Here is a 19687-nt window from a genome sequence, read left to right on the forward strand (position 1 = left end):
GGGGCGGCGGGCCGGCGGGGTGTCAGTCGAGCAGGGCGAGCGCGGGGAGGGTGAGGAAGTCCGGGAACTCCTCGGCCAGGGCGACCTGTTCGAAGAGGGCGGCGGCCTCGGTCCAGCGTCCGGCGGCGTACGCCTGCTCGCCGAACTCGGCCCGCAGCGCGGCGAGTTCCTCGGCGACCAGGCGGCGGACCAGTTCCGCGGTGGTCTTCTCCCCGGTGTCGGCGAGGACCACGCCGTTGTGGACCCACTGCCAGACCTGCGAGCGGGAGATCTCGGCGGTCGCGGCGTCCTCCATCATGTGGAAGATGGCGGCCGCGCCGAGCCCGCGCAGCCAGGCCTCGATGTAGCGCAGTCCGACCTGGACGGCGTTGTGCAGCCCGGCGCGGGTGCAGTTGCCGCCCGCGCCGGCGACGTCCAGCAGCTGGGCGGGGGTGACGGGTTCGGGCCCGCCGGGGTGCTCCTTCTGGTGCGGGCGGTCGCCGAGCACCGCGTCGAAGCACTCCCGGGCGACCGGCACCAGGTCGGGGTGGGCGACCCAGGAGCCGTCGAAGCCGCCGCCGGCCTCGCGCTCCTTGTCGGCCCGGACCTTGACCAGGGCGGCGGCGTTCACCTCCGGGTCCGTGCGGGAGGGGATGAACGCGGCCATCCCGCCGATGGCGTGCGCGCCGCGCCGGTGGCAGGTGCGCACCAGCAGGCGGGTGTAGGCGGCCATGAACGGGGAGGCCATGGTGACGGTGTTGCGGTCGGGCAGGACGTAGTGCTCGCCGGCGTCCCGGAAGTTCTTCACGATCGAGAACAGGTAGTCCCACCGGCCGGCGTTCAACCCGGCGGCATGCTCGCGCAGTTCGTACAGGATCTCGTCCATCTCGAAGGCGGCGGTGATGGTCTCGATCAGCACGGTGGCGCGGATCGTGCCGTGCGGGATGCCCAACTCGGCCTGCGCGTGGGTGAAGACCTCGTTCCAGAGCCTGGCCTCCAGGTGGCTCTCGGTCTTCGGGAGGTAGAAGTACGGGCCGGAGTTGGGGTCCTGCTCGCCCTTGGCGAGCAGCCGGGCGGCGTTGTGGAAGAAGTACAGGCCGAAGTCGACGAAGGCGCCCGCGACCGGCGTGCCGTCCACCGTCAGGTGGCGCTCGTCCAGGTGCCAGCCGCGCGGGCGGACCACGACGGTCGCCAGTTCGGCGGCGGGCCTGAGGGCGTACGCCTTGCCCCGGGCGTCGGTGAAGTCGATCCGGCCCTCGAAGGCGTCGATCAGGTTGACCTGCCCGGCCAGCACGTTCTCCCAGGTGGGGGCGGAGGCGTCCTCGAAGTCGGCGAGCCAGACCTTCGCGCCGGAGTTCAGCGCGTTGACCACCATCTTGCGGTCGGTGGGGCCGGTGATCTCCACCCGGCGGTCGGTCAGGGCGCGCGGGGCGGGGGCGACCTTCCAGTCGGCGGCGCGGACGTCGGCGGTCTGCGGCAGGAAGTCCAGCGTCCCGGTCCGGGCGATCTCGGCGCGGCGCACCCGGCGGGCGGCCAGCAGTTCCTGCCGCCGGGCCTCGAACGCCCGGTGCAGGCCCGCGACGAAGGCGACCGCCGCCGGGGGCAGCACCTCCTCGGCGCGCGCCACCGGCGGGCCCGCGATCACCACGCCGGGGACAACGGGGGACGAACCCTGATCTGCGGCCATGGGCAGGACTCTCCTCGGCAGTTCCGTTCTGTACAGTGGAGACTAGTTTCCGCGATACAGAATTTCAACGGTTTGTTGATCGATCGCGTGGACTCTACTCCCCACCCACAGCAAAGGGAACGCCCGTGGCCAGCACGCCCACCGAACGCCCCACCGGCTCGGTGCAGTCCGTCGAGCGCGCCTTCCAGCTCCTGGAGGCACTCGCCGACTCCGGCGGCGTCGCCACCCTCAGCGAGCTCTCCGCCACCTCCGGCCTGCCGATGCCGACCATCCACCGCCTGGTCCGCACCCTGGTCGCCCAGGGCTACGTCCGGCAGGACACCGCGCGCCGCTACACCCTCGGCCCGCGCCTGATCCGCCTCGGCGAGACCGCCGGCCGGCTGCTCGGCTCCTGGGCCCGCCCGCACCTGGCCGAACTGATGGAGGCGACCGGCGAGACCGCCAACCTCGCCGTCCTGGAGGGCGGCGAGGCGGTGTACGTCGGCCAGGTCCAGTCCCGGCGCTCGATGCGGATGTTCACCGAGGTCGGCCGCCGGGTCCAGCCGCACTGCACCGGCGTCGGCAAGGCGCTGCTCGCCCAGCTCCCCGAGGACGAGGCCCGCGCCCTGCTCGGCCCCGGCCCGCTCCAGGCCCACACCCCGCACACCGTCACCGACCCCGCCGAACTGCTCGCCCAACTCGCCGCGGCCCGCGAGCGCGGCTACGTGGTCGACGACCAGGAGCAGGAGATCGGCGTCCGCTGCCTCGCCGTCGCCGTCCCCGGCGCCCCCACCCCCACCGCCCTCTCCGTCTCCGGCCCCGAGGCCCGCATCCAGGCCCTGGAGGCCCAGTCCGGCACCAGCGCCCTGGTCCCCCTCCTCCAGTCCGTCGCGGCCCGCCTCGGCGAAGTCCTCTGACCGGAACCGCTGAACAGTACGCTGGGCCCAGCAGCACGGAGCCCGTCGACTCCTGAGGAGGTACGCCGATGACCGCCGAGATGGTCGCGCCCGAGTGGATGCACCACCAGATCACCGCGGACGAGTACGACTCCTGGTCCGAGGAGCAGTGCGCGGGCATCGAGATCGTGGACGGGATGGTCGTCGTGAGCCCGAGCGCGTCCAAGCGGCACAACCGCCTGGCCCGGATCCTGGCGAACGCGCTGGACGCGGCCGCCGGTCCGGACTGGAACGCCGACACGGACTTCGACGTCCGGTTGCAGGACGTGCCGCTCACCAACCGGCGGCCCGATGTCGTGGTCTACCGGGCCGACACCATCGACATCACGCCCACCCGACCGGAGCACGTCCTCCTGGTCGTCGAGGTCGTGTCACCCGGCTCGGAGACCACCGACCGCATCGTGAAGGTGGATCAGTACGCCCGGGCCGGCATCGCCTTCTACTGGCGGATCGAGCAGACCGCCAACGGCGTCCCCGTCGTCCACACCTACGTCCTCGACCCCGCGAGCCGGTCCTACCGCGACACGGACGTGTTCACGGGCACCATCAGGACGGCCGCTCCGTTCGCGGTCGAGATCGACCTCGGCACAGTCTGACCCGCCCCCGCACGCGCTCCTCGGAAACGTCCCGGGTCAGGGCCGCCTGATCGTGTCGGGTCACCGGCACCAGAACAGGACCGGGGTGCAGGTCGGGGACGCGGAGGGCTGCGGGCCGGGCCGGCCGCCGGAGGCGGTGGGGGCCGGGGTGCTCGGTGCGGGCGTGGTCGCGGGGGCCGTGACCGGGGCGGCGGTCGACGGCGCGGCGGTGGCGGGTGCGGCAGCGGACGGCTTCGCCCCCGGGCTGTGGGACGGCTTGGCGGTGGTCGCGGACGGCGTCGGGCCGCCCGACGGCGGGGCGCTCGCGGGGGCCGACGACGACGCCTGCCGGTCGGGACTGCCGATGGGGGCGGGCGGCGGGGAACCCGCTCCGCCGTCGACGGTGGCGGCGACCACGCCGGCCCCGCCGAGGACGAGCCCGGCGGCGGTGAGCACCGCGACCCGGCGGCCCGGCGACCCGGCCCGGCGCCGGGAGCCGGCGCGGTCCCGGCGGGGCCGGTCCGCGACGACGGCGGGCAGCACGGCGGTGGCGGGGGCCGGGGCGGCCTCCGGGGCGGGGCCGACACCGGCCGGGGCGCCGCAGCCGGGGCAGGAGAACGCGCCGTTGAGGTGGCGCCGGCACGGCACGCAGTAACTCGTAGCTGTCATCGGAACTCGGAGCTTTCGCAGTTCTGGGGATCTCCGAGCTTGGCAGAACACGATCACCTGCGGCATGGACGACCTGTGAGGCCTTCGCGGAGATCCGTTGCGGACACGAACCACAGCTCCGACTGCGGACCGGCTCACCCGCCCGGCCCCGGACCGGACCGCCGCCCGACTGCGGGCGGCCTGCCCGGCGGGCGTGCTGCGCGGTGGATTCCCCCGGCGCGCAGCTACGCTGAGTGAACGTCAGACCGCCGTCCGCTGGAGCGTTCCCGTGCACCCTCTCGTTCCGCTGCTCCTCGCCCCCGTGCTCGCGCTGGCCGGGCCGGCCACGGCTCCCGCCGTCTCGGACTCGGACCTCCTGGTGGTCCGGCTGGACCCGGACCCGGTCGAGCCGGGCGGGACGACCACGGTGCACGCGTTCGTCGCCAACGGCGGGCCGGAGCGGACGGCCTCGCCGTTCACGGTGCTGGTGGAGCTGCCCGCCGGGTTCACCGCCGAGGGCCCGTACTTCCCGGCCTCCTGCACCGCGTCCGCGGCCGGCCGGCGGGTCGGCTGCACCTTCCCGGCGGGGCTGCCCCCGCTGCGCTCGGCGACGGCCCTGGTCCCGGTCCGGGCGGACCCGCACCTGCCGCACGGGCTGACGGCCGCGGGGCAGGTGCGGGTGGTGGGCGCGGACGACCACGGACCGGCGAACGACCTGACGCCGTTCACCCTGCTGGTCTCCTGACGGAGCGTCAGCGGTAGACCCGGATCCAGTCGGCGCTGAAGCCGATCGGCGCGCTGCCGCTCACCGTCGGGTGGTACTGCCCGGCGCCGACCGACAGGTTGAGGATCGGGTAGGCCGACCAGTTCGCGCCGACGCCGTTGCCGTCGGAGAACACCTTCGCCCCGTCGACGTACCAGTCGACGCTGTCGGCGCCGTAGTACGTGCCGACGGTGACCCAGCGGTCGGGGCCGATCGCGGCCGCGTCGGTGTGGTACTTCAGGCTGGACCGGATCCGGTTGGAGAGTTCCAGCAGGTTCGGGTTGTCGGGGTGGTACTCGAAGGAGTCGATCTCGTTGTTGCCGTCCTTCCAGGTCCACAGCGCGGGCCAGGCCCCGTCCCCGGTGGGGAGCTTCACCCGGGCCTCCAGGTAGTCGCCGGTGCGGACCTGGAAGCCCTCCTGGCTGTACTCGGTGGTCAGCATGCCGGTGTCCCAGGCCTGCTTGCCGCTCTCCAGGGTGTGCGCGGACGGGGTGGCGGTGAAGACCGCCGAGCCGCCGGCGACGGTGACGGCGGACTGCGCCAGCCAGTCCAGCTTGTTGTCGTCCGGGTTGTGGGTGCCGTAGCGGTAGGAGCTGGACCGGTCGCCCGTCCACTTGGTGCCCCAGGCGATCGGGCCGTCGAACTCGTCGGACCAGGTCAGCTTCTTGCCCTGGACGGGGCCGGCGGGCACGGTCGGGGCGGGCGCGGCGGCGACGGTCAGGGTGCGCGCGGGCAGGTTGTGCCAGCCGCCCGCGGTGTCCTGCCAGAAGCCGAACTGGGTGTAGCTGCCGGCCGGGAGCTGCTGCCCGCCGGTGGTGACGGTGGTGCCGCCGGGGCAGATCCGGACGTTGCTCGCGCTGCCGGGGAAGTCCAGGTTCGCGCCGGAGGCGTCCCGGACGCCGACGCCGACGGTCTTCGCGGTGAAGCAGCGGGCGGCGTGCAGGGTCACCGAGGCGGTGCCCGCGGTGCCCGCGGTCATGCCCGCCGGGGTGAGCCGGTCCTGGGTGACGGTGGGGGCGGTGGCCGCACCGGCGGGGGTGGTGGCGAGCGGTACGCCGATCAGCGCGGCCGCGCCGGCCAGCACGCCGAGCCGGACGGGGGCGGTCCGGCGGGCGGCGTGGCGGGCAGGGGTGGCAAGGGGTCGTCGCATGGGGTGGGGTCCTCCGCGACGCCTGCGAGGTGAGCTGTCGGGTTCGGGCGCCGAGGTCGCCCGGCCGCGCGGGACCGCGCCCGGTCGGGCGCGGGCGCGGCTTCACCCCGAGCCGCGCCGCTCACCGCTGTCGCCGGGCGGGCCCGGGCAGGCGCGGGGGAAGGCACGGCGTACTGCCGTGGGTCCCCCGCTCCCGCCCGTGGTGTGCTGTGGGAACCGCGCCGTCGGCCGGGCAGGATTCGGCGTCCCGACGGCGGGGCCGCCCAGAGCCGGACGGCCTCTGCAGGCTAGGCGGATTGTCGCTTTGTCTCCAAGAGTCCCCGGCCCGCTGAGAGCAGCCTCACAGACCCTCATGTGACCCCGCTCACCTGGGCGTTCGCCCGGACGCTCCCCCGGGCGGTCACCCCAGCCAGGTGCGGACCTGCCCGATCGCCGCCGGGTCCCAGGCCAGCTCCATGTGGTTCAGACCACTCAGCAGCGCGGTGCCGCCGACCGTCCCGTACCCGGCGGTGTCGAGCGCGCTGGCGGTGAACACCAGCCCGTCGCTCGGGCCCCGGTTCTCGTTCAGGATGCCGGGGACGTCCGCCGAACCGCCCGCCAGCAGGTACGCCCGCACGGACGCCGGGACGCCCGCCCGCTTCAGCGGGGCGATCAGCGAACCGGCGTCGATCGCGGCCTGGATGCCCTGGCCGGAGGTGTAGTAGCCCTGGCCGCCGTAGTACGTGGTCCACCAGTCCTGCATGCCGCTGTCCACCCCGTACGTGCCGTCCCAGCGGGCCAGCAGCTGCCGCTGGCCGGGGAAGCAGTCGCGGCCGCCGCTGGGCAGCACGCCCAGGCAGGGCTGCGCGGTGTACGTGCCGTAGCAGGTCATGTACAGGTGCGGGGAGGGCGCGTTGGCGGTGCCGCCGCAGGCCGGCCAGGTGGCCAGCGAGAACGCCCAGCCGTGCGCGTAGACGTAGTCCAGGCCGCCGTTCGGCCCGCCCAGGGTGACCAGCCGGCGGACGTCGCCCGCGTAGGCCCGGCCCCAGGACGGCTTCACCGAGGAGACGTAGGCGCGGGCCGCGACCTCGCCCTTGCTCCAGGCGACCAGGTCCACCTGGGGCGCGCCGGTCCTGGCCCGGATCAGCGCGAGCGCGTCGCCGACGGCCTGGGCCTGCATCAGGTCGTCGCCCTGCTGGTGCGCGAACCCGACCGCGAACACCCGGTGCCCGGCCGCCGCCAGCGCCTGCGCCATGCCGGTGCCCGGGCAGCTCGACGCCCCGCAGCTGCCGCTCTCCCCCGGGTTCGCCCAGGCCCGGTCGGCGTTGTCGTTGGCCCCGTGCACCAGCAGCACGGGCGTCCCGGCGGCAGTGTCCCAACCCGCCGCGCTGTACAGCAGGAACCGGCCGGAGAACGGGCGCCCGACCCCGCCGAACCAGGTGACGCGGGCGCCGTCCTGGTCGCCGCGCCCGTCGTCCGGGTACTGCTCCTGGGTGAATCCCGGCGTGCCGTCCAGGTAGCGCTCGACCTGCGCCCAGCCGTTGCCGGGCGCGGTGAACACCGCCTCCCGGGTCAGGTACGCGGGGGCGGTGGCGGCGGTCGCGGCCCGGACGGGGACGGGGCCGAGCGCGAGCAGCGCGCCGGCCAGCAGTGCGGTGAACAGGGACCTCAGCGGGTGGCGCACGCGGTCCTCCTTGCCCTGGTGACGGGGTGACGACGGGTCAGGTCACGGTAGGGGCGCCGCTGCCCGCCGCCCATGTGCCAGGCCCACAGGGTGCGGCCGCCGCCGGTGGCGGTACGCCACAAGTCGCCGGGTTTTCCCCGGAGTTACCTCGAAATGAAGTGTTCGCGCCAAGGGTTCCGCCGGACCCCGGGCAGCGCCACACTGCTGACATGCGAATGACTCTACGCGCGTTGAAGATCCGGGCCGCCTCGGTCGCCGCCCTCGGCCTGCTGACCCTCGCCCCGGTCGCCGCGGCCACCACCGAGGCCCACGCCGCCGTCAGCGGCAGCATCTGCTACACCGCGCTGCCCAGCCAGGGCCGCGACACCATCCGCCTGATCGACGCGGGCGGCCCGTTCCCGTACTCGCAGGACGGCGTCGTCTTCCAGAACCGCGAGGGCATCCTCCCGGCCCGGAGCACCGGCTACTACCACGAGTACACCGTCATCACCCCGGGCAGCCCGACCCGCGGCGCCCGCCGGATCATCACCGGCACGGTCTACCACGAGGACTACTACACGGCCGACCACTACGCGTCCTTCCGCCGCGTGAACTTCGGCTGCTGAGCCGGGGCCCGGTCGGATAGGTTGGACGGGCGGCGGCCGCACCGGGCCGCCGCCCGTCCACCGCGCCGACCGTCCGAAGGACCGCCCACACCATGACCGCCGCCCCCCTGCCGGGCTTCGCCGGCCGCACCTACCTCTTCGAGGTCGACAACGGCGCCGCCTTCCGCAACTCCTACTCCGCGGACGGCACCCGGCTGCGCTGGGAGGGCCTCGGCGAGTCCGCCGGCCAGTACGAGGACGTCCCGCTGCACACCGCGCCGATCGCCCCCGGCATCTGGTTCGTCTCCTGGACGGAGCGCAGCGGCATCACCGTCAGCCACGTCATGGACCTCAACGCCCTCACCGTCCGGGTCTTCTGGACCTGGGAGGGCGAGACCGGCCGCGTCGGCGAACTCCACACCGGCACCCTCACCCCGGCCTGACGACCCGCCAGCCCCCGCCCGGGCCCCTCGGCCACCCCGCCCTCATTCGGCGGAACCTCCCCGCACCTCCGCCCCGGGCCCGCCAGGGGGTCTCCCCTCCCCCGGGCCCGTCAGGACCTCTCCTCCTCACCGTCCCGGGGCCCGTTCAGGGACTCCCCTCTTTTCCAACTGTCCGGCCGCCAAGGCGTCTTCTCCTCCGCGTCCTGGACCCGCCAGGGCATCCCCGCCCCGGACCGCGCGAGGCGGGGGCATACGCGGCAGCGCGTCCCCGGCCCCGCCAGGGCATCCCCTCCCCCGGGCCCCGGCCCCGTTCTCAGGGCTTGAGGTGGGCGGAGAGGAACTGGAAGCCGGCCGGGAGCAGGCGGATCCAGGTGGTGTAGTTGTGGCCGCCCTCCGGGACGGAGGCGACGGCGGTGGTGAGCGGGGGCCTGGCGGCGGCGGTGAAGGCGTCGGCGTCCTTGCGGAAGTCGCCGTCGCCCTTCTCGGCACCGCTGAGCATCACGGCGGTGTTCGGCATCGGGAGGTGCTGGAGGCGCCACAGCAGGTCGGCCTCGTCGCGGCGCTGCTGGCTGCCCTTGAACAGGTCCCCGGTGGTGACGTCCTCGGCGGCCTTGAGGTAGCCGGAGATGGAGACGCCGCCCGCGAAGACCTCGGGGTGCCGCATGGCGAGCTTGGCCGCGCAGTAGCCGCCGGTGGAGTTGCCCATGACGCCCCAGGCGCCGGGGCCGGTGGCGAGGCGGTAGGTGGCGGCGAGGGCGCGCGGGGCGTCCTTGGCGAAGTAGGTCTCGGCCTGCGGGCCGCCGGGCACGTTCTCGCACTCGGGGTCGGCGGGCATCGCGGGCGAGGGCCGCATCAGGACCAGGACGGTGGGCTGCATCCGCCCGGCCCGGATCTCGTCCAGGGCGACGCCCGGGTAGTTGAAGCGGGTGATCAGCGCCTTGGCGTCGCCGGGGAAGCCGGTCATGGCGATGATCGCGGGGAACTTCCGCTGCTCGTTGCCGGGCTGGAAGTACTGCGGGGGCAGGTAGACGTAGCCGTCGGTGCTCAGGCCGGTGCGGGCGCCCGGAATCCGGACCGCGCGGATCTCGCCGACCTTGCCGGGGTCGCGGCCGAGACCGGTGTTCACCGGCTCCTTGCCGGTCTCCTCGGCGGGCAGCAGCGGCAGGTTCGCCGGGTCGGGCTCGGCCCCGGACTCCGGCTCGGCGGTGGTACCCGGGGTGGGCGCGGTGCTCGCGCCGGGGGCGGTGCTGGGGGTGACGGCGGCCCGGACGCTGACCGGGGCGTCCTTGCCGGAGCCCAGCAGGTCGTCCCAACTGCTGTAGAACGAGAAGTAGTTGTTCGCCAGCAGGCCGACCACGGCGAGCAGTGCGAGCTGGCCGCCGAGCAGCAGGCCGATCCGGGCGAGGACGGCCCGCCAGTTCCGGGCGGCGAGCGCGGGCCACCAGAAGACGGTGGCGGCGAGCACGCCGACCGCGATCTCGATCGTGAACAGCAGCAGCGCGGTGCTGGTCAGCCCCATGGCCCGTGATCCCCGTGTCTCCCACTCGCGGCGCGTCCGCGAGCCGGGTGGAGTCGGGTGCCTCGGGCTCGGCGCGGCCGTGACGAACGTGCGGTCCAGTATGCACGCCGCCCGGAGGACGCCCGCGCCGGGCCCGACGGCTCCGGGCCCGGCCGCTCCGGTCCCCGGACGCGTCAGGCGTGGGTGCGTCAGGCGTGGGTGCCGCCGTCGATCCGGATCTCGGTGCCGGTGACGAAGGCGCCGTCGTCGGAGGCCAGCATGGCGATCACCCCGGCCACCGTCTCGGGGCCGGCGAAGCCCTGGCCGAGGGCGGGCTGGAGCTTGGCGAACCAGGACAGGTCGGCGTCGGCGGGCAGGCCCGGGTCGGCGGTCATCCCGGAGGCGATCGAGCCGGGGGCGACGCAGACGGCGCGCAGGCCCTGCTTGGCGTACTCGGCGGCGACGGCGTGGGTGAAGGACTGGACGCCGCCCTTGGTCGCGGCGTAGGCGGCCATGTAGGGGTGGGCGAAGGAGGCCGAGGTGGAGGAGAAGTTGACCACCACGCCGCGGCCGGTGGCGAGCAGCGCGGGCAGCGCCTCGCGGGTGACCAGGAAGGTGCCGGTCAGGTTGACCGCGAGCATCCGGTTCCAGAACTCCAGCGTGGTCCGCTCGGTATGCGCGGAGCGCAGGATGCCGGCGGCGTTGACCACCGCGTCCAGGCCGCCGAGTTCGGCGATCGCGCCGCCCACCCCGGCCCGGACGGACGCCTCGTCGGAGACGTCGACCAGCCGGGTCAGCAGGCGGTCGGCGGTGCCGTCGGCCTCGGCCTGGGCGCGGGTGCCGGCCAGTCCGGCCTCGACCACGTCGGCGGCGACCACCGTGCCGCCCTCGGCCAGGACGCGGTGGACGGTGGCCCGGCCGATGCCGGAGCCGGCGCCGGTGATCAGGACGCGGCGGCCTTCGAAGCGGTGCATGGGGGTCTCCCTGGGGTGCGGTGCGGGTCGGTTCGACCTCTCAAAAGGCACGGTACGCCTCGATGGCACGTTGTGCCACATTCGCATGCGGTGACGTTCCGGCTACGCTGGAGATCTTCCGCGCCCGCGCCGCACCTCCGGGGGAACCGACCATGGCCGCACACCCGACCGCACCCGACTTCGGCCCCGGCCCCGATGCCGGCTCCGTCCCCGGTCCCGACTCCGGTCGTGGCTCCGCCCCCGGCCCCGCGCTCTCGCTGACCGAGCGGCGCAAGGCCGCCACCCAGCAGGAGATCGCGCTCACCGCGGCCCGCCTGTTCGCCGAGCGCGGCGCGGAGGGCACCACCGCCGAGGACATCGCGCGCACCGCGGGCGTCTCGCTGCGCACCTTCTACCGCTACTTCCGCACCAAGGAGGACGCCGTCGCCCCGCTGCTCGCGGAGGGCTCCCGGCAGTGGATCGCGCTGCTCGCGGCGGCCGGGCCCGGCAGCGCGCCGCTGCCCGCACTGGTGGCGGCGGCCCGGGCCGCGCTCGACCCGGCGCCCGGCACCCCCGCCGAGTCACTGGCCTGGACCCGCGGGTTGCTGCGCGCGATGCCGGCCGACCCGGCGCTGCGCGACGTCTGGCACCGCATCCACCACGAGGCGGAGGCGGCGCTGCGTCCCGTGCTGGCCCGGCTGGGCGGCCTCGACCCGGAGGGCCTGGACGCCCGGCTGCTGGCGGCCACTGCCAACACCGCGATGCGGGTCGCGGTCGAGACCTGGGCGGCCGGCGAGGCCCCGCCCGCGAGCGCCGCCGAGCTGGCCGCGACCGCCCTGCACCGGCTGGCCGCGCCGCTCCCGTCCCTCACCGCCTCCACCGCCGGAAGCTGACCCCCGCTTCCCGACGGTCCGCCAACCCAGTTTCCCCGCAGAGCCGTTCGGGCCAGGACGACCACAACTCCCGCCCCTCGCCGGCCCACACCGCCGAAGACCGGGCAACCCGCCCCGGCCAGCCACCAACTCCGCTTCCCCACAAGGCCGTTCAGTCCAGCACGGCCACAACTCCCGCCCCTCGCAACCCCGTACCACCGAAAACCGAGCGCCCCGCCCCGGCGGAACGCCAACTCGGCTCCCCCGCAAGGCCACTCAGACCGGGACGACCGCCACCGGGCAGTGCGCGTGGTGCAGGACGGCGTGCACGGGGGTGGTCAGCCGCAGGCCGAAGCGCGGGGCGGGCTCGTGCCGGGAGAGCACCACCAGAGCGGCGGTGCGGGACTCCTCGACCACCGTCGCGGCGGTGGAGCCGGTCAGCTGGTGGGCCTCCAGCGCGACGTCCGGGTAGTCCTCCCGGACGGGGTCGCAGGTCCGTCGCAGCAGCCGCTCGTGCAGTTCGGCCTCCTCGCCGAGCTCGTCGACCACGGGGGCCATCCGTCCGACGTCGGCGACCACCGGCGACCAGGTGTGCAGGGCCCGCACCGGCAGCCCCCGGCGGGCGGCGCTCTCGCAGGCGAAGCGCAGCGCGGCGGCGTCCCGCTCGTCGTGGACGGCGACCAGGACCGGGCCCTCGGGGTGGTCGGCGCCGCGGACCACCACCACGGGGCAGTCGGCGTGGGCGGCGACCCGGAGGCTGACCGAGCCGAGCAGCAGGGCGGCGAAACCGCCGTGGCCCCGGGTGCCGAGGACGGCCAGCGCGGCGTGCTCGGCGGCGGCCAGCACGGCCTCGGCGGCGTCGCCGGGCACCACGTCGGCGGTGATCCGCAGCGCGGGGTGGGCGGCTTCCAGGGTGGAGCGGACGGCGTCCAGCAGTTCGGCGGCCTCGCGCAGGATCAGGTCGGTGACGGCGATGCCGGTGCGCGGCGAGAGCGTGACGGTGCCGGTGTTGACGGCGTGCACCAAGTGGAGCCCGGTGCCGCGCCGCTCGGCCTCGCGGGCCGCCCACTCGGCGGCCTCGGCGGCGGACGGCGATCCGTCGACGCCCGCGACCACCCCGTTCGGTCCCCTGATCTCCATGACGCACTCCTCGGAGCCGGGCTCGTCCTTCCAGCATGCTCCGCCCGGCGGGCCGCGGACAAACAGGGGCGCTCCGGGGGGCGTGGTCGGTGCTCCGGGGGCGCGGGGTCAGTGCTTCGCCGGGTCCTCGGCGCCGATGTAGGGGGCGGTGGGCAGCGGGGCGCCGGTGAGGAAGGCGAGCACGGCGGCGCGGTACTCGGCGGGCCGGTCGACGGCGATGGCGTGGCCCGCGCCGGGGACGTAGAGCAGCTGCGCGCCGGGCAGGGTGTCGCGGTACTCGCGGGTGACCTCCCAGTGCTTGTAGTCGCACTCGCCGCGCAGCACCAGGGCGGGGACGTGCAGGATGCGCAGCCGGGGGCGCGGGTCGGGGCGGGTGGCCAGGTCGGCGGTGATCAGCCGGTTGGCGTAGAACCCGGGTGCCTTGACCGGGAGTTCGGCGGTGCGGCCGGGGTCGCAGGTGGCGGCGGGGCCGGCGGCGGCGAGCAGGCGGGCGAACAGGGCGTCGGCCTCGGCGTCGGGCACCAGGGCGTGTGCCTGGGCGGGGTCGAGGGCCGTCAGCAGGGTCCAGAGCGGGACGCGCGGGCCGGTGCCGCCGATCCGGGAGATCCGGTCGCGCTGCCCGGGGGTGAGCCGGTCCCAGAGCTGGCCGGCCTGCTGCTCGGTGTACTCGGGGGTCCAGAGCGCGCCGGGCGAGGTGAACACGACGGCGGCGACGTGCTCGGGGTGGGCGGCGAGGTACTCGGCGGCGAGGGTGCCGCCCCAGGAGGCGCCGATCAGCACCACCCGGTCGGCACCGATCCGCTGCCGGACGGCCTCCAGGTCGTCGACCTGCCGCTGGACGGTGTAGCCGGCCAGGTCGGCGGGGCGCGGCGAGTCGCCGGAGCCCAGTTGGTCGTAGCCGTGGACGGGCCAGCCGGCCGCGGCGAGGGCGTCGTCGAGCCCGTCGGCGGTCTCGCCGGGGGTGCCGGGGCCGCCGTGCAGCCGGATCACGGGGGTGGCCCGGGCCGCGCCCCGGGCGGGGGTCAGGTGGTGGGCGAGGCGGGAGCCGGTGGGCAGGTCCCACAGGTCGGCGGCGGTGCCGGGGGCGATCCGCTCCCCCGGCGGCAGGACGGCGGCGGCCAGCACGGCGGCCAGCAGCACGCCGATCCCGAGGGGTGTCCGGCGGGGCCAGCCCCCGATCCGCCGGGCCCACCGTCCGGGCAGCCCGCACCCGGCGGCGAGCCCGGCCGCCGCCCCGACCAGCATCACCCCGAGCCGGGGCACCAGCGCCCCGGCCGCCACCAGTCCGACCCCGGCCCCGAGCGTGCCACCGGCCACTGCGACCAACACCATTGCCACCGCGAGCAGTTGCTTCTTCATGCCCCCACCCTCGGCCCGGCCTCGGCCCCGCCGCGTCCCCCGGACCGCGCCACGCGATCCTCCCGGAGGGGGATGGGGGGTCAACTCCCGGGCGGACGACCGGTGGTGGGGCCGGTGCCTAGCCTGGCGGGATGGGTGCGGCGAGCTGGGCGGGCGGGGTGGGCCGGTGGCGGGCGGACGGGCGGGTGGCGCGCGGGTGGTGGGTGGCGCTGGACGGGGTGGTGGCGTGGGCGTCGGCGGGGATCGCGGTGGGCGGGGCGGGGTACACGGCGTCGCCGCTGCACGGGTCGCCGGTGTCGCGGGTGGCGGTGGTGGTGTGGTTCGGGGCGCTGCTGGGGCGGCGGTTCGTGCCGGTGGGGGCGCTCTGGGCGGGGGCGGGGGCGACGGTGGCGGTGGTGCTGGCGGGTGAGCCGGTGACCAATCTGTCCTTGGCCTCGGCACTGCCGCTGGCGGTGCTGGGGCGGACCAGGCCGCCCGTTCCGGCGGCGGTGCTGGCGGCGGGGCCGGTGCTGGCGGTGCTGCTGGCGCTGGCGCAGCGGCCCGGGTTCGCGCTGGTGTGCCTGGTGCACGCCGGTTCGGCGCTGGCGGGGGTGGCGGCGCGGGCCCGGGCGGAGCGGCGGCGGGCGGCCGCGGCGGACCGGGCGCGACAGGCACTGGCGGAGGAACGGGCGCGGATGGCACGGGAGTTGCACGATGCGGTGGGGCACGCGGTGACGGTGATGGTGACGCACGCGGGCGCGGCCCGGCTCTGTCTGGGGGACGGCCCGGCGGCAACGGAGGAGGCGCTGGAGCGGATCGAGCGGGTGGGCCGGGCGGCGATGGGCGATCTGGACCGGGTGCTGGGGCTGCTGGAGCCGGCGCCGCCCGGCCCACTGGAGGGGGTGCTGCGGGCACTGCTCGCCGATCTGCCGCCCGGGCTGACCGGACGGCTCGAACTCCCGCCGTCCGAGCTGGAGTTGACGCCGGAGCAGGCGGAGGCGGTGCACCGCGCGGTGCAGGAGTCGCTGACCAACACGCTGCGGCACTCCACGGCGACCGCGACCACCGTCCGGCTCTCCGTCGGCCCGACGGCGCTGCGGCTGGTCGTCACCGACAACGGCCGCCCACAAAAAGGGAGTTCGGGCGGTGGTCGCGGCCTGGCGGCGATGCGGCACCGGGTGGCGGCGCTGGGCGGCACACTGACGGCGGGGCCGACGGCACGGGGCTGGCGGCTGGAGGTGGAGCTGCCGTGGTGAGCGAGGGCGGTCCGGTCCGGGTGCTGGTGGTGGACGACGAGGACCTGATGCGGGCGGGCCTGCGGATGGTGCTGGGGACGGCGCCGGACCTGCTGGTGGTGGGCGAGGCGGCGGACGGTGCGCAGGCGGTCCGGCTGGCCCGGGAGTTGCGGCCGGACGTGGTGCTGATGGACGTCCGGATGCCGGTGCTGGACGGGGTGGCGGCGACCCGGGAACTGGCGGCGCGCCACCCGGGGGCGCGGGTGCTGGTGCTGACCACCTTCGAGCTGGACGCGTACGTGTTCGCGGCGGTCCGGGCGGGCGCGGCCGGGTTCCTGCTGAAGCGTTCGCCGCCGGAGCTGCTGCTGGAGGGGGTGCGGACGGTGGCGGCGGGCGAGGCGCTGTTGGGGCCGTCGGTGACCCGGCGGCTGCTGGCGGAGTTCGCCCGCTCGGCGCCGGCCCGGGGCAGTGCGGCGGGGCGGCGGGCGCTGGGGCGGTTGACGGAGCGGGAGCGGCAGGTGCTGGAGCTGCTGGGCCGGGGCGCTTCGAACGCGGAGATCGCGGCCGCCCTGCACCTGGGCGAGGCCACCGTGAAGACCCATGTCCGGCGGGTGCTGGACAAGTTGGGGGTGCGGGACCGGGTGCACGCGGTGGTGTTCGCCTTCGACCACGGCGTGGTCCGCCCGGGCCCCTGACGGGCGGTGCACCCGGGAAAACCTCGAGCAGGCAGGCCTGGCGCCCCGGTGATAGAGCGGGCGGACACCGCCGTTCGGCAACGGGGCCCTGTCGTGGGTAGGGGTGGCAGCAGCACCCAGACGATAGGGTGCAGGCGGGGTATCGGCCGCAGCCCGGGAATGCCCGCGCTGCCTCCTCAATGCGTGTGCACGGCAGTGGCCGCGAGTTACTCGAAAGGCGGTTCCAGGAGCCCATGTCCGACAGGTTGTTCGAGATCGAAGAGGCGGGCGCACCGATCTCCGTCGAACTGGATGACGGCGGAAAGAGCTCCGGGGTCGAGTACGAGGACATCGGCGAGCGGATCGACGTGCCGTTCGATCCGGAGAAGATCGAGGTTCAGACCCGGACCCCCACAGTCGGCCTGCTGATCAAGCGGATCAAGCGCGGCACCATCGATCTCGCCCCCGACTTCCAGCGCCGCCCCGGGATTTGGACAGAACGCGCACAGAGCCGCCTCATCGAATCGCTGCTCCTGCGCATCACCCTGCCGACGCTGTACGCCGCCGAAGCCGAGAACGACACCTGGGCGATCGTGGACGGCGTCCAGCGGCTCTCGACCATCGCCCGGTTTGTCGATCCGGAATCCATCGGCGAGCCCCCACTGCGACTGACTGGAATGGAGTATTTGACCGAGTTCGACGGATGCCTGTTCAGCGATCTCCCGGATCGTCTACAGATCAGGATCGAAGAGACCGAACTTGTCGTCCTTCTTATTCGCTTCGGGACTCCCGAAGAGGTCAAGTTCAACATCTTCGCGCGCATCAATACTGGTGGCCGTCCGCTCACCCGGCAGGAACTCCGCCACGCCCTGATTCCCGGCCGGTCCCGGACATTCCTCCAAGAGCTGGCAGCCACCGAGGGGTTCCGCAGTGCCACCACGGGAAGCGTCTCCCCGGAGCGCATGTCGGACCGCGAAATGTGTCTGCGCTTCCTGTCCTTCATGCTCGATCCCCCCGCCTCCTACTCCTCCCAGGACTTCGACGGCTTGCTCCGCGCGAGCATGCATAAAATCAACTCCCTACCGGAGCCTGCCCTCGCCGAACTGAAGGAGAAGTTCCTCCACTCGATGGAAGCCGCGCAAAGGATCTTCGGCCCGCACGCGTTTCGAAAGCGCTTCCCCGGGACCGACCGGCGCTCTCCGGTCAACAAAGCCCTCTTCGAGGTCACGTCGGTGAACCTTGCGAACCGCACCGCTGCGGAGGTCGACCATTTGGCAGACCATGCGCTCGACATCGAGGAGAAGTTCATGGCGCTCATGGACGACCCGGGTTTCGTCAACTCCATCTCCTCGGGAACCGGCGACGTGGCAAAGGTCCGGCTCCGCTTCCTCAGAATGGACCAGATCTTCCGGGAGGTACTCGATGCTGGATGAAATCGGCATGACCAATTTCAAGGCCTTTTCCCGGCAGGTAGTCCCATTGGCGCCCTTCACCCTGCTCACCGGATTGAACTCCTCGGGGAAGAGCACCGTCCTGCAGTCCCTCGGCTTGCTGCGGCAGTCGTACGAGGCCGGCCTGCTGGACGAGTCGGACGATTCCTGCGGGTTTCTGCTCAACGGCGAGTTCGTCGAACTGGGAACCGGGCAGGACGTCCGCCACAACACCTACGTCCGCCATCGGTCGAACGATGTGGACGACCGGATCATCTCCTTGCAGGTGGTCGCGGGCGGTCGCTCCTTCGAGTGGTCTGCCGAATACGGCCAGGAAGACGACCTGCTCCGGCTCGTCCCGGATTCCCAGCAGAGCACATCGCCGCTCCCACCGGAGCTCCGTCCACTTTTCGGACGGGGATTCCAGTATCTGAAGGCCGACCGGATCACACCGGCCGTCAGCTACCCGAGATCCCACGAGGCCGCAGTCCGTCGCGGTTTCCTGGGAGCGCGGGGCGAACACACCGTCAACTTCCTCCGCGCCAATCAGGACAGCGTGGTCGAAGCCCAGGGGCTGCGCCTGCCCGACGCCCCGTCGGGAAATCTCCTGACCCTGACCGATGCCTGGATGCAGCGACTCTGCCCCGGCGTGAATCTTCAGGTGCACGGAATCGACGGGACCGACAGCGTCCGGCTGAGCTACGGTTTCGGATCGACTTTCACCGCAGACAACCGCTACCGCCCGACGAACGTCGGGTTCGGCCTCACCTACGCACTGCCCATCGTGGTCGCCTGCCTCGCGGCGCAGCCCGATTCGCTGATCCTCCTGGAGAATCCGGAGGCGCATCTTCACCCCCAGGGGCAGACCTGGCTCGCCTACCTTGCGGTTGCCGCAGTGGGCGCAGGCGCACAAGTGATCATGGAAACCCATTCGGATCACGTCCTGAACGGCCTGCGGATCGCCGTGAAGAACAATCTCGTACCGGCCGGAAGGACTGCCGTCCACTATTTCAGGCGCCATGAGCTGGCGACCGAGATGGTCAGCCCGGAGATGAACTCCGACGGGATGCTGTCCGACTGGCCCTCGGGGTTCTTCGACGAGTGGGAGAACTCCTTGGAACAGCTCCTGGACTGAATTCCTCACCCTTGGCACGCGTGGGCACACCGGAGAGAACGGGACGAGTTGTCTCTCATCATCTTCTTGAACGAGCTTTCCTGCACATCCGATTCGGAACCTCGAGAAATCGATTCGGCCATGGCAGGGTTCATTGCGACGCTGAAATCATTGAAGGACTGGCAGAACATCTCGCTGGTCACCAGGAGTCCTCTCCCGGCCACCGAACTCGCCCGCGGGTACGTCTACCAGCAGTGGATGCACGAGAACCCCCGGAATCGTGACCGCCATCGTTTCCTGCTCGCGCTCCGCAATCGGTCCCCGATCCGGGAGGCACTGCCCGCAGCTTGTGATCCGGACGAAGTGGAGTACCTCCACCGGGGACAGCCCGCCGAAGCCCTCGGCGCGGCCCACCTGACCGACGGGCTGACCGTCAGCCTCCCCGTGTGCCATCCGGAGTGGGCGTCCAGTTGGCTCGACGCCGATGTCCGGACGCTCACCGAGGACGGAATCGAAGAGGTCACGGTGCAAGTCCGGCACTGTTCCTCCCCCGCCGAAGCCGAAGTGCACAAGGCCTGGGCACTGGATGCCGGACTGGCTCGCCTCAGCACGCCGGAGAGCGTCCTGGCCGCCTGGCAGGAGTTCTTCCCGCACCTGCAGTTCCTGCCACGCTTCGAGCGCGATCTGCGCAGGCTGGACCTCAAGTGGTTCCGCGCAGTGCGCGAGATGCTGGTGAACCTGGAGTCGACCGCGGCCGGCTGGGACCCCTCGCTCACCCCGGAGCCCGTGTGGAAACACCCGCACATCACGCCCGAGTCCTCGAGTCGGCTGAAGCACGTGACCTTCCAGGACCTGGACGGCGAAAGGCGCCCCTTCTCGTGGCACGGCCGGATGACGCCGGGGAAGGGACGGTTGTACTTCAGGCTGATCCCTGAGGAGCGAAGCATCCGGCTGGGATTCGTCGGTGCCAAACCCGATAGTTGATCACCGTCCGGTGATCGTGCGG

At 73.6% G+C, this 19687-nt stretch carries 20 protein-coding genes; 11 read left to right on the plus strand and 9 right to left on the minus strand.

What is annotated here, in order from left to right; translation table 11 throughout:
- Positions 1–22: 22 nt before the first annotated feature.
- Positions 23–1666, minus strand: a complete 1644-nt coding sequence (gene aceB / locus ACIOHG_RS00770) for a malate synthase A (RefSeq protein WP_400943662.1) — start codon at positions 1664–1666, stop codon at positions 23–25.
- A 125-nt stretch (positions 1667–1791) separates the two neighbouring features.
- Here aceB and ACIOHG_RS00775 point away from each other — a divergent pair, with 125 nt between their 5' ends.
- A complete protein-coding gene (locus ACIOHG_RS00775; protein ID WP_400943665.1) occupies positions 1792–2562 on the plus strand; it encodes an IclR family transcriptional regulator in 771 nt (256 codons plus the stop codon).
- A gap of 68 nt (positions 2563–2630) precedes the next feature.
- Positions 2631–3197 carry a Uma2 family endonuclease gene (locus tag ACIOHG_RS00780; RefSeq protein ID WP_400943668.1) on the plus strand — a complete coding sequence of 189 codons (567 nt, stop codon included), beginning with the start codon at positions 2631–2633 and terminating at the stop codon, positions 3195–3197.
- 60 nt (positions 3198–3257) lie between these two features.
- Here the strand turns inward: ACIOHG_RS00780 and ACIOHG_RS00785 are convergent, their stop codons facing one another.
- On the minus strand, positions 3258–3845 hold the full coding sequence (locus tag ACIOHG_RS00785) for a hypothetical protein (RefSeq protein WP_400943671.1): 588 nt from the start codon (positions 3843–3845) through the stop codon (positions 3258–3260).
- 268 nt (positions 3846–4113) lie between these two features.
- Here ACIOHG_RS00785 and ACIOHG_RS00790 point away from each other — a divergent pair, with 268 nt between their 5' ends.
- Positions 4114–4569: a hypothetical protein gene (locus ACIOHG_RS00790; protein ID WP_400943674.1), complete on the plus strand. Its 456-nt coding sequence runs from the start codon at positions 4114–4116 to the stop codon at positions 4567–4569.
- Between the two features lie 7 nt (positions 4570–4576).
- Here the strand turns inward: ACIOHG_RS00790 and ACIOHG_RS00795 are convergent, their stop codons facing one another.
- Both ACIOHG_RS00795 and ACIOHG_RS00800 read right to left on the minus strand, forming a co-directional pair.
- Positions 4577–5737, minus strand: a complete 1161-nt coding sequence (locus ACIOHG_RS00795; RefSeq protein WP_400943676.1) for a hypothetical protein — start codon at positions 5735–5737, stop codon at positions 4577–4579.
- Between the two features lie 400 nt (positions 5738–6137).
- Positions 6138–7400 (minus strand): esterase/lipase family protein, encoded by a 1263-nt coding sequence (locus ACIOHG_RS00800; protein WP_400943679.1) that lies wholly within the window; start codon positions 7398–7400, stop codon positions 6138–6140.
- A gap of 209 nt (positions 7401–7609) precedes the next feature.
- On the opposite strand from ACIOHG_RS00800, the gene ACIOHG_RS00805 reads away from it, so the two are divergent.
- Together ACIOHG_RS00805 and ACIOHG_RS00810 are read left to right on the plus strand one after the other, a co-directional pair.
- On the plus strand, positions 7610–8005 hold the full coding sequence (locus ACIOHG_RS00805) for a ribonuclease domain-containing protein (RefSeq protein WP_400943682.1): 396 nt from the start codon (positions 7610–7612) through the stop codon (positions 8003–8005).
- Positions 8006–8097: 92 nt separating this feature from the next.
- A complete protein-coding gene (locus ACIOHG_RS00810) occupies positions 8098–8427 on the plus strand; it encodes a MoaF-related domain-containing protein (protein ID WP_400943685.1) in 330 nt (109 codons plus the stop codon).
- A 313-nt stretch (positions 8428–8740) separates the two neighbouring features.
- Here the strand turns inward: ACIOHG_RS00810 and ACIOHG_RS00815 are convergent, their stop codons facing one another.
- Together ACIOHG_RS00815 and ACIOHG_RS00820 are read right to left on the minus strand one after the other, a co-directional pair.
- Entirely contained in the window at positions 8741–9946 is a 1206-nt protein-coding gene (locus tag ACIOHG_RS00815) for an alpha/beta hydrolase (protein WP_400943688.1), read from the minus strand.
- A 188-nt stretch (positions 9947–10134) separates the two neighbouring features.
- Positions 10135–10899, minus strand: a complete 765-nt coding sequence (locus ACIOHG_RS00820) for an SDR family NAD(P)-dependent oxidoreductase (RefSeq protein WP_400943691.1) — start codon at positions 10897–10899, stop codon at positions 10135–10137.
- A gap of 152 nt (positions 10900–11051) precedes the next feature.
- Between ACIOHG_RS00820 and ACIOHG_RS00825 the strand changes: the two genes are divergently transcribed.
- Complete coding sequence (locus tag ACIOHG_RS00825) at positions 11052–11771, plus strand: TetR/AcrR family transcriptional regulator (RefSeq protein WP_400943694.1); 720 nt, start codon at positions 11052–11054, stop codon at positions 11769–11771.
- A 255-nt stretch (positions 11772–12026) separates the two neighbouring features.
- On the opposite strand, the gene ACIOHG_RS00830 is transcribed toward ACIOHG_RS00825, so the two are convergent.
- The 3 genes from ACIOHG_RS00830 to ACIOHG_RS00840 all read right to left on the minus strand — a co-directional run bounded on the left by ACIOHG_RS00830 (position 12027) and on the right by ACIOHG_RS00840 (position 14670).
- Positions 12027–12890: a universal stress protein gene (locus tag ACIOHG_RS00830; RefSeq protein WP_400943697.1), complete on the minus strand. Its 864-nt coding sequence runs from the start codon at positions 12888–12890 to the stop codon at positions 12027–12029.
- A gap of 108 nt (positions 12891–12998) precedes the next feature.
- A complete protein-coding gene (locus tag ACIOHG_RS00835) occupies positions 12999–14249 on the minus strand; it encodes an alpha/beta fold hydrolase (protein WP_400943700.1) in 1251 nt (416 codons plus the stop codon).
- Between the two features lie 118 nt (positions 14250–14367).
- On the minus strand, positions 14368–14670 hold the full coding sequence (locus ACIOHG_RS00840) for a hypothetical protein (RefSeq protein ID WP_400943703.1): 303 nt from the start codon (positions 14668–14670) through the stop codon (positions 14368–14370).
- Between ACIOHG_RS00840 and ACIOHG_RS00845 the strand changes: the two genes are divergently transcribed.
- The 5 genes from ACIOHG_RS00845 to ACIOHG_RS00865 all read left to right on the plus strand — a co-directional run bounded on the left by ACIOHG_RS00845 (position 14663) and on the right by ACIOHG_RS00865 (position 19665).
- The gene (locus tag ACIOHG_RS00845) at positions 14663–15484 is read left to right on the plus strand and encodes a sensor histidine kinase (RefSeq protein ID WP_400943706.1); all 822 of its coding nucleotides are present in this window, start codon (positions 14663–14665) and stop codon (positions 15482–15484) included. The two genes, ACIOHG_RS00840 and ACIOHG_RS00845, sit on opposite strands and share 8 nt — an antisense overlap.
- The gene (locus tag ACIOHG_RS00850) at positions 15481–16158 is read left to right on the plus strand and encodes a response regulator (RefSeq protein WP_400943709.1); all 678 of its coding nucleotides are present in this window, start codon (positions 15481–15483) and stop codon (positions 16156–16158) included. The genes ACIOHG_RS00845 and ACIOHG_RS00850 overlap by 4 nt, the downstream gene beginning before the upstream one ends.
- Positions 16159–16391: 233 nt before the next feature.
- Positions 16392–17570: a DUF262 domain-containing protein gene (locus tag ACIOHG_RS00855; protein ID WP_400943712.1), complete on the plus strand. Its 1179-nt coding sequence runs from the start codon at positions 16392–16394 to the stop codon at positions 17568–17570.
- Positions 17560–18702 (plus strand): DUF3696 domain-containing protein, encoded by a 1143-nt coding sequence (locus tag ACIOHG_RS00860; RefSeq protein ID WP_400943715.1) that lies wholly within the window; start codon positions 17560–17562, stop codon positions 18700–18702. The genes ACIOHG_RS00855 and ACIOHG_RS00860 overlap by 11 nt, the downstream gene beginning before the upstream one ends.
- A 66-nt stretch (positions 18703–18768) precedes the next feature.
- On the plus strand, positions 18769–19665 hold the full coding sequence (locus ACIOHG_RS00865) for a hypothetical protein (protein WP_400943718.1): 897 nt from the start codon (positions 18769–18771) through the stop codon (positions 19663–19665).
- Positions 19666–19687 lie beyond the last annotated feature (22 nt).

This window comes from Kitasatospora sp. NPDC088134, assembly GCF_044741705.1.
Classification (GTDB): Bacteria; Actinomycetota; Actinomycetes; order Streptomycetales; family Streptomycetaceae; genus Kitasatospora.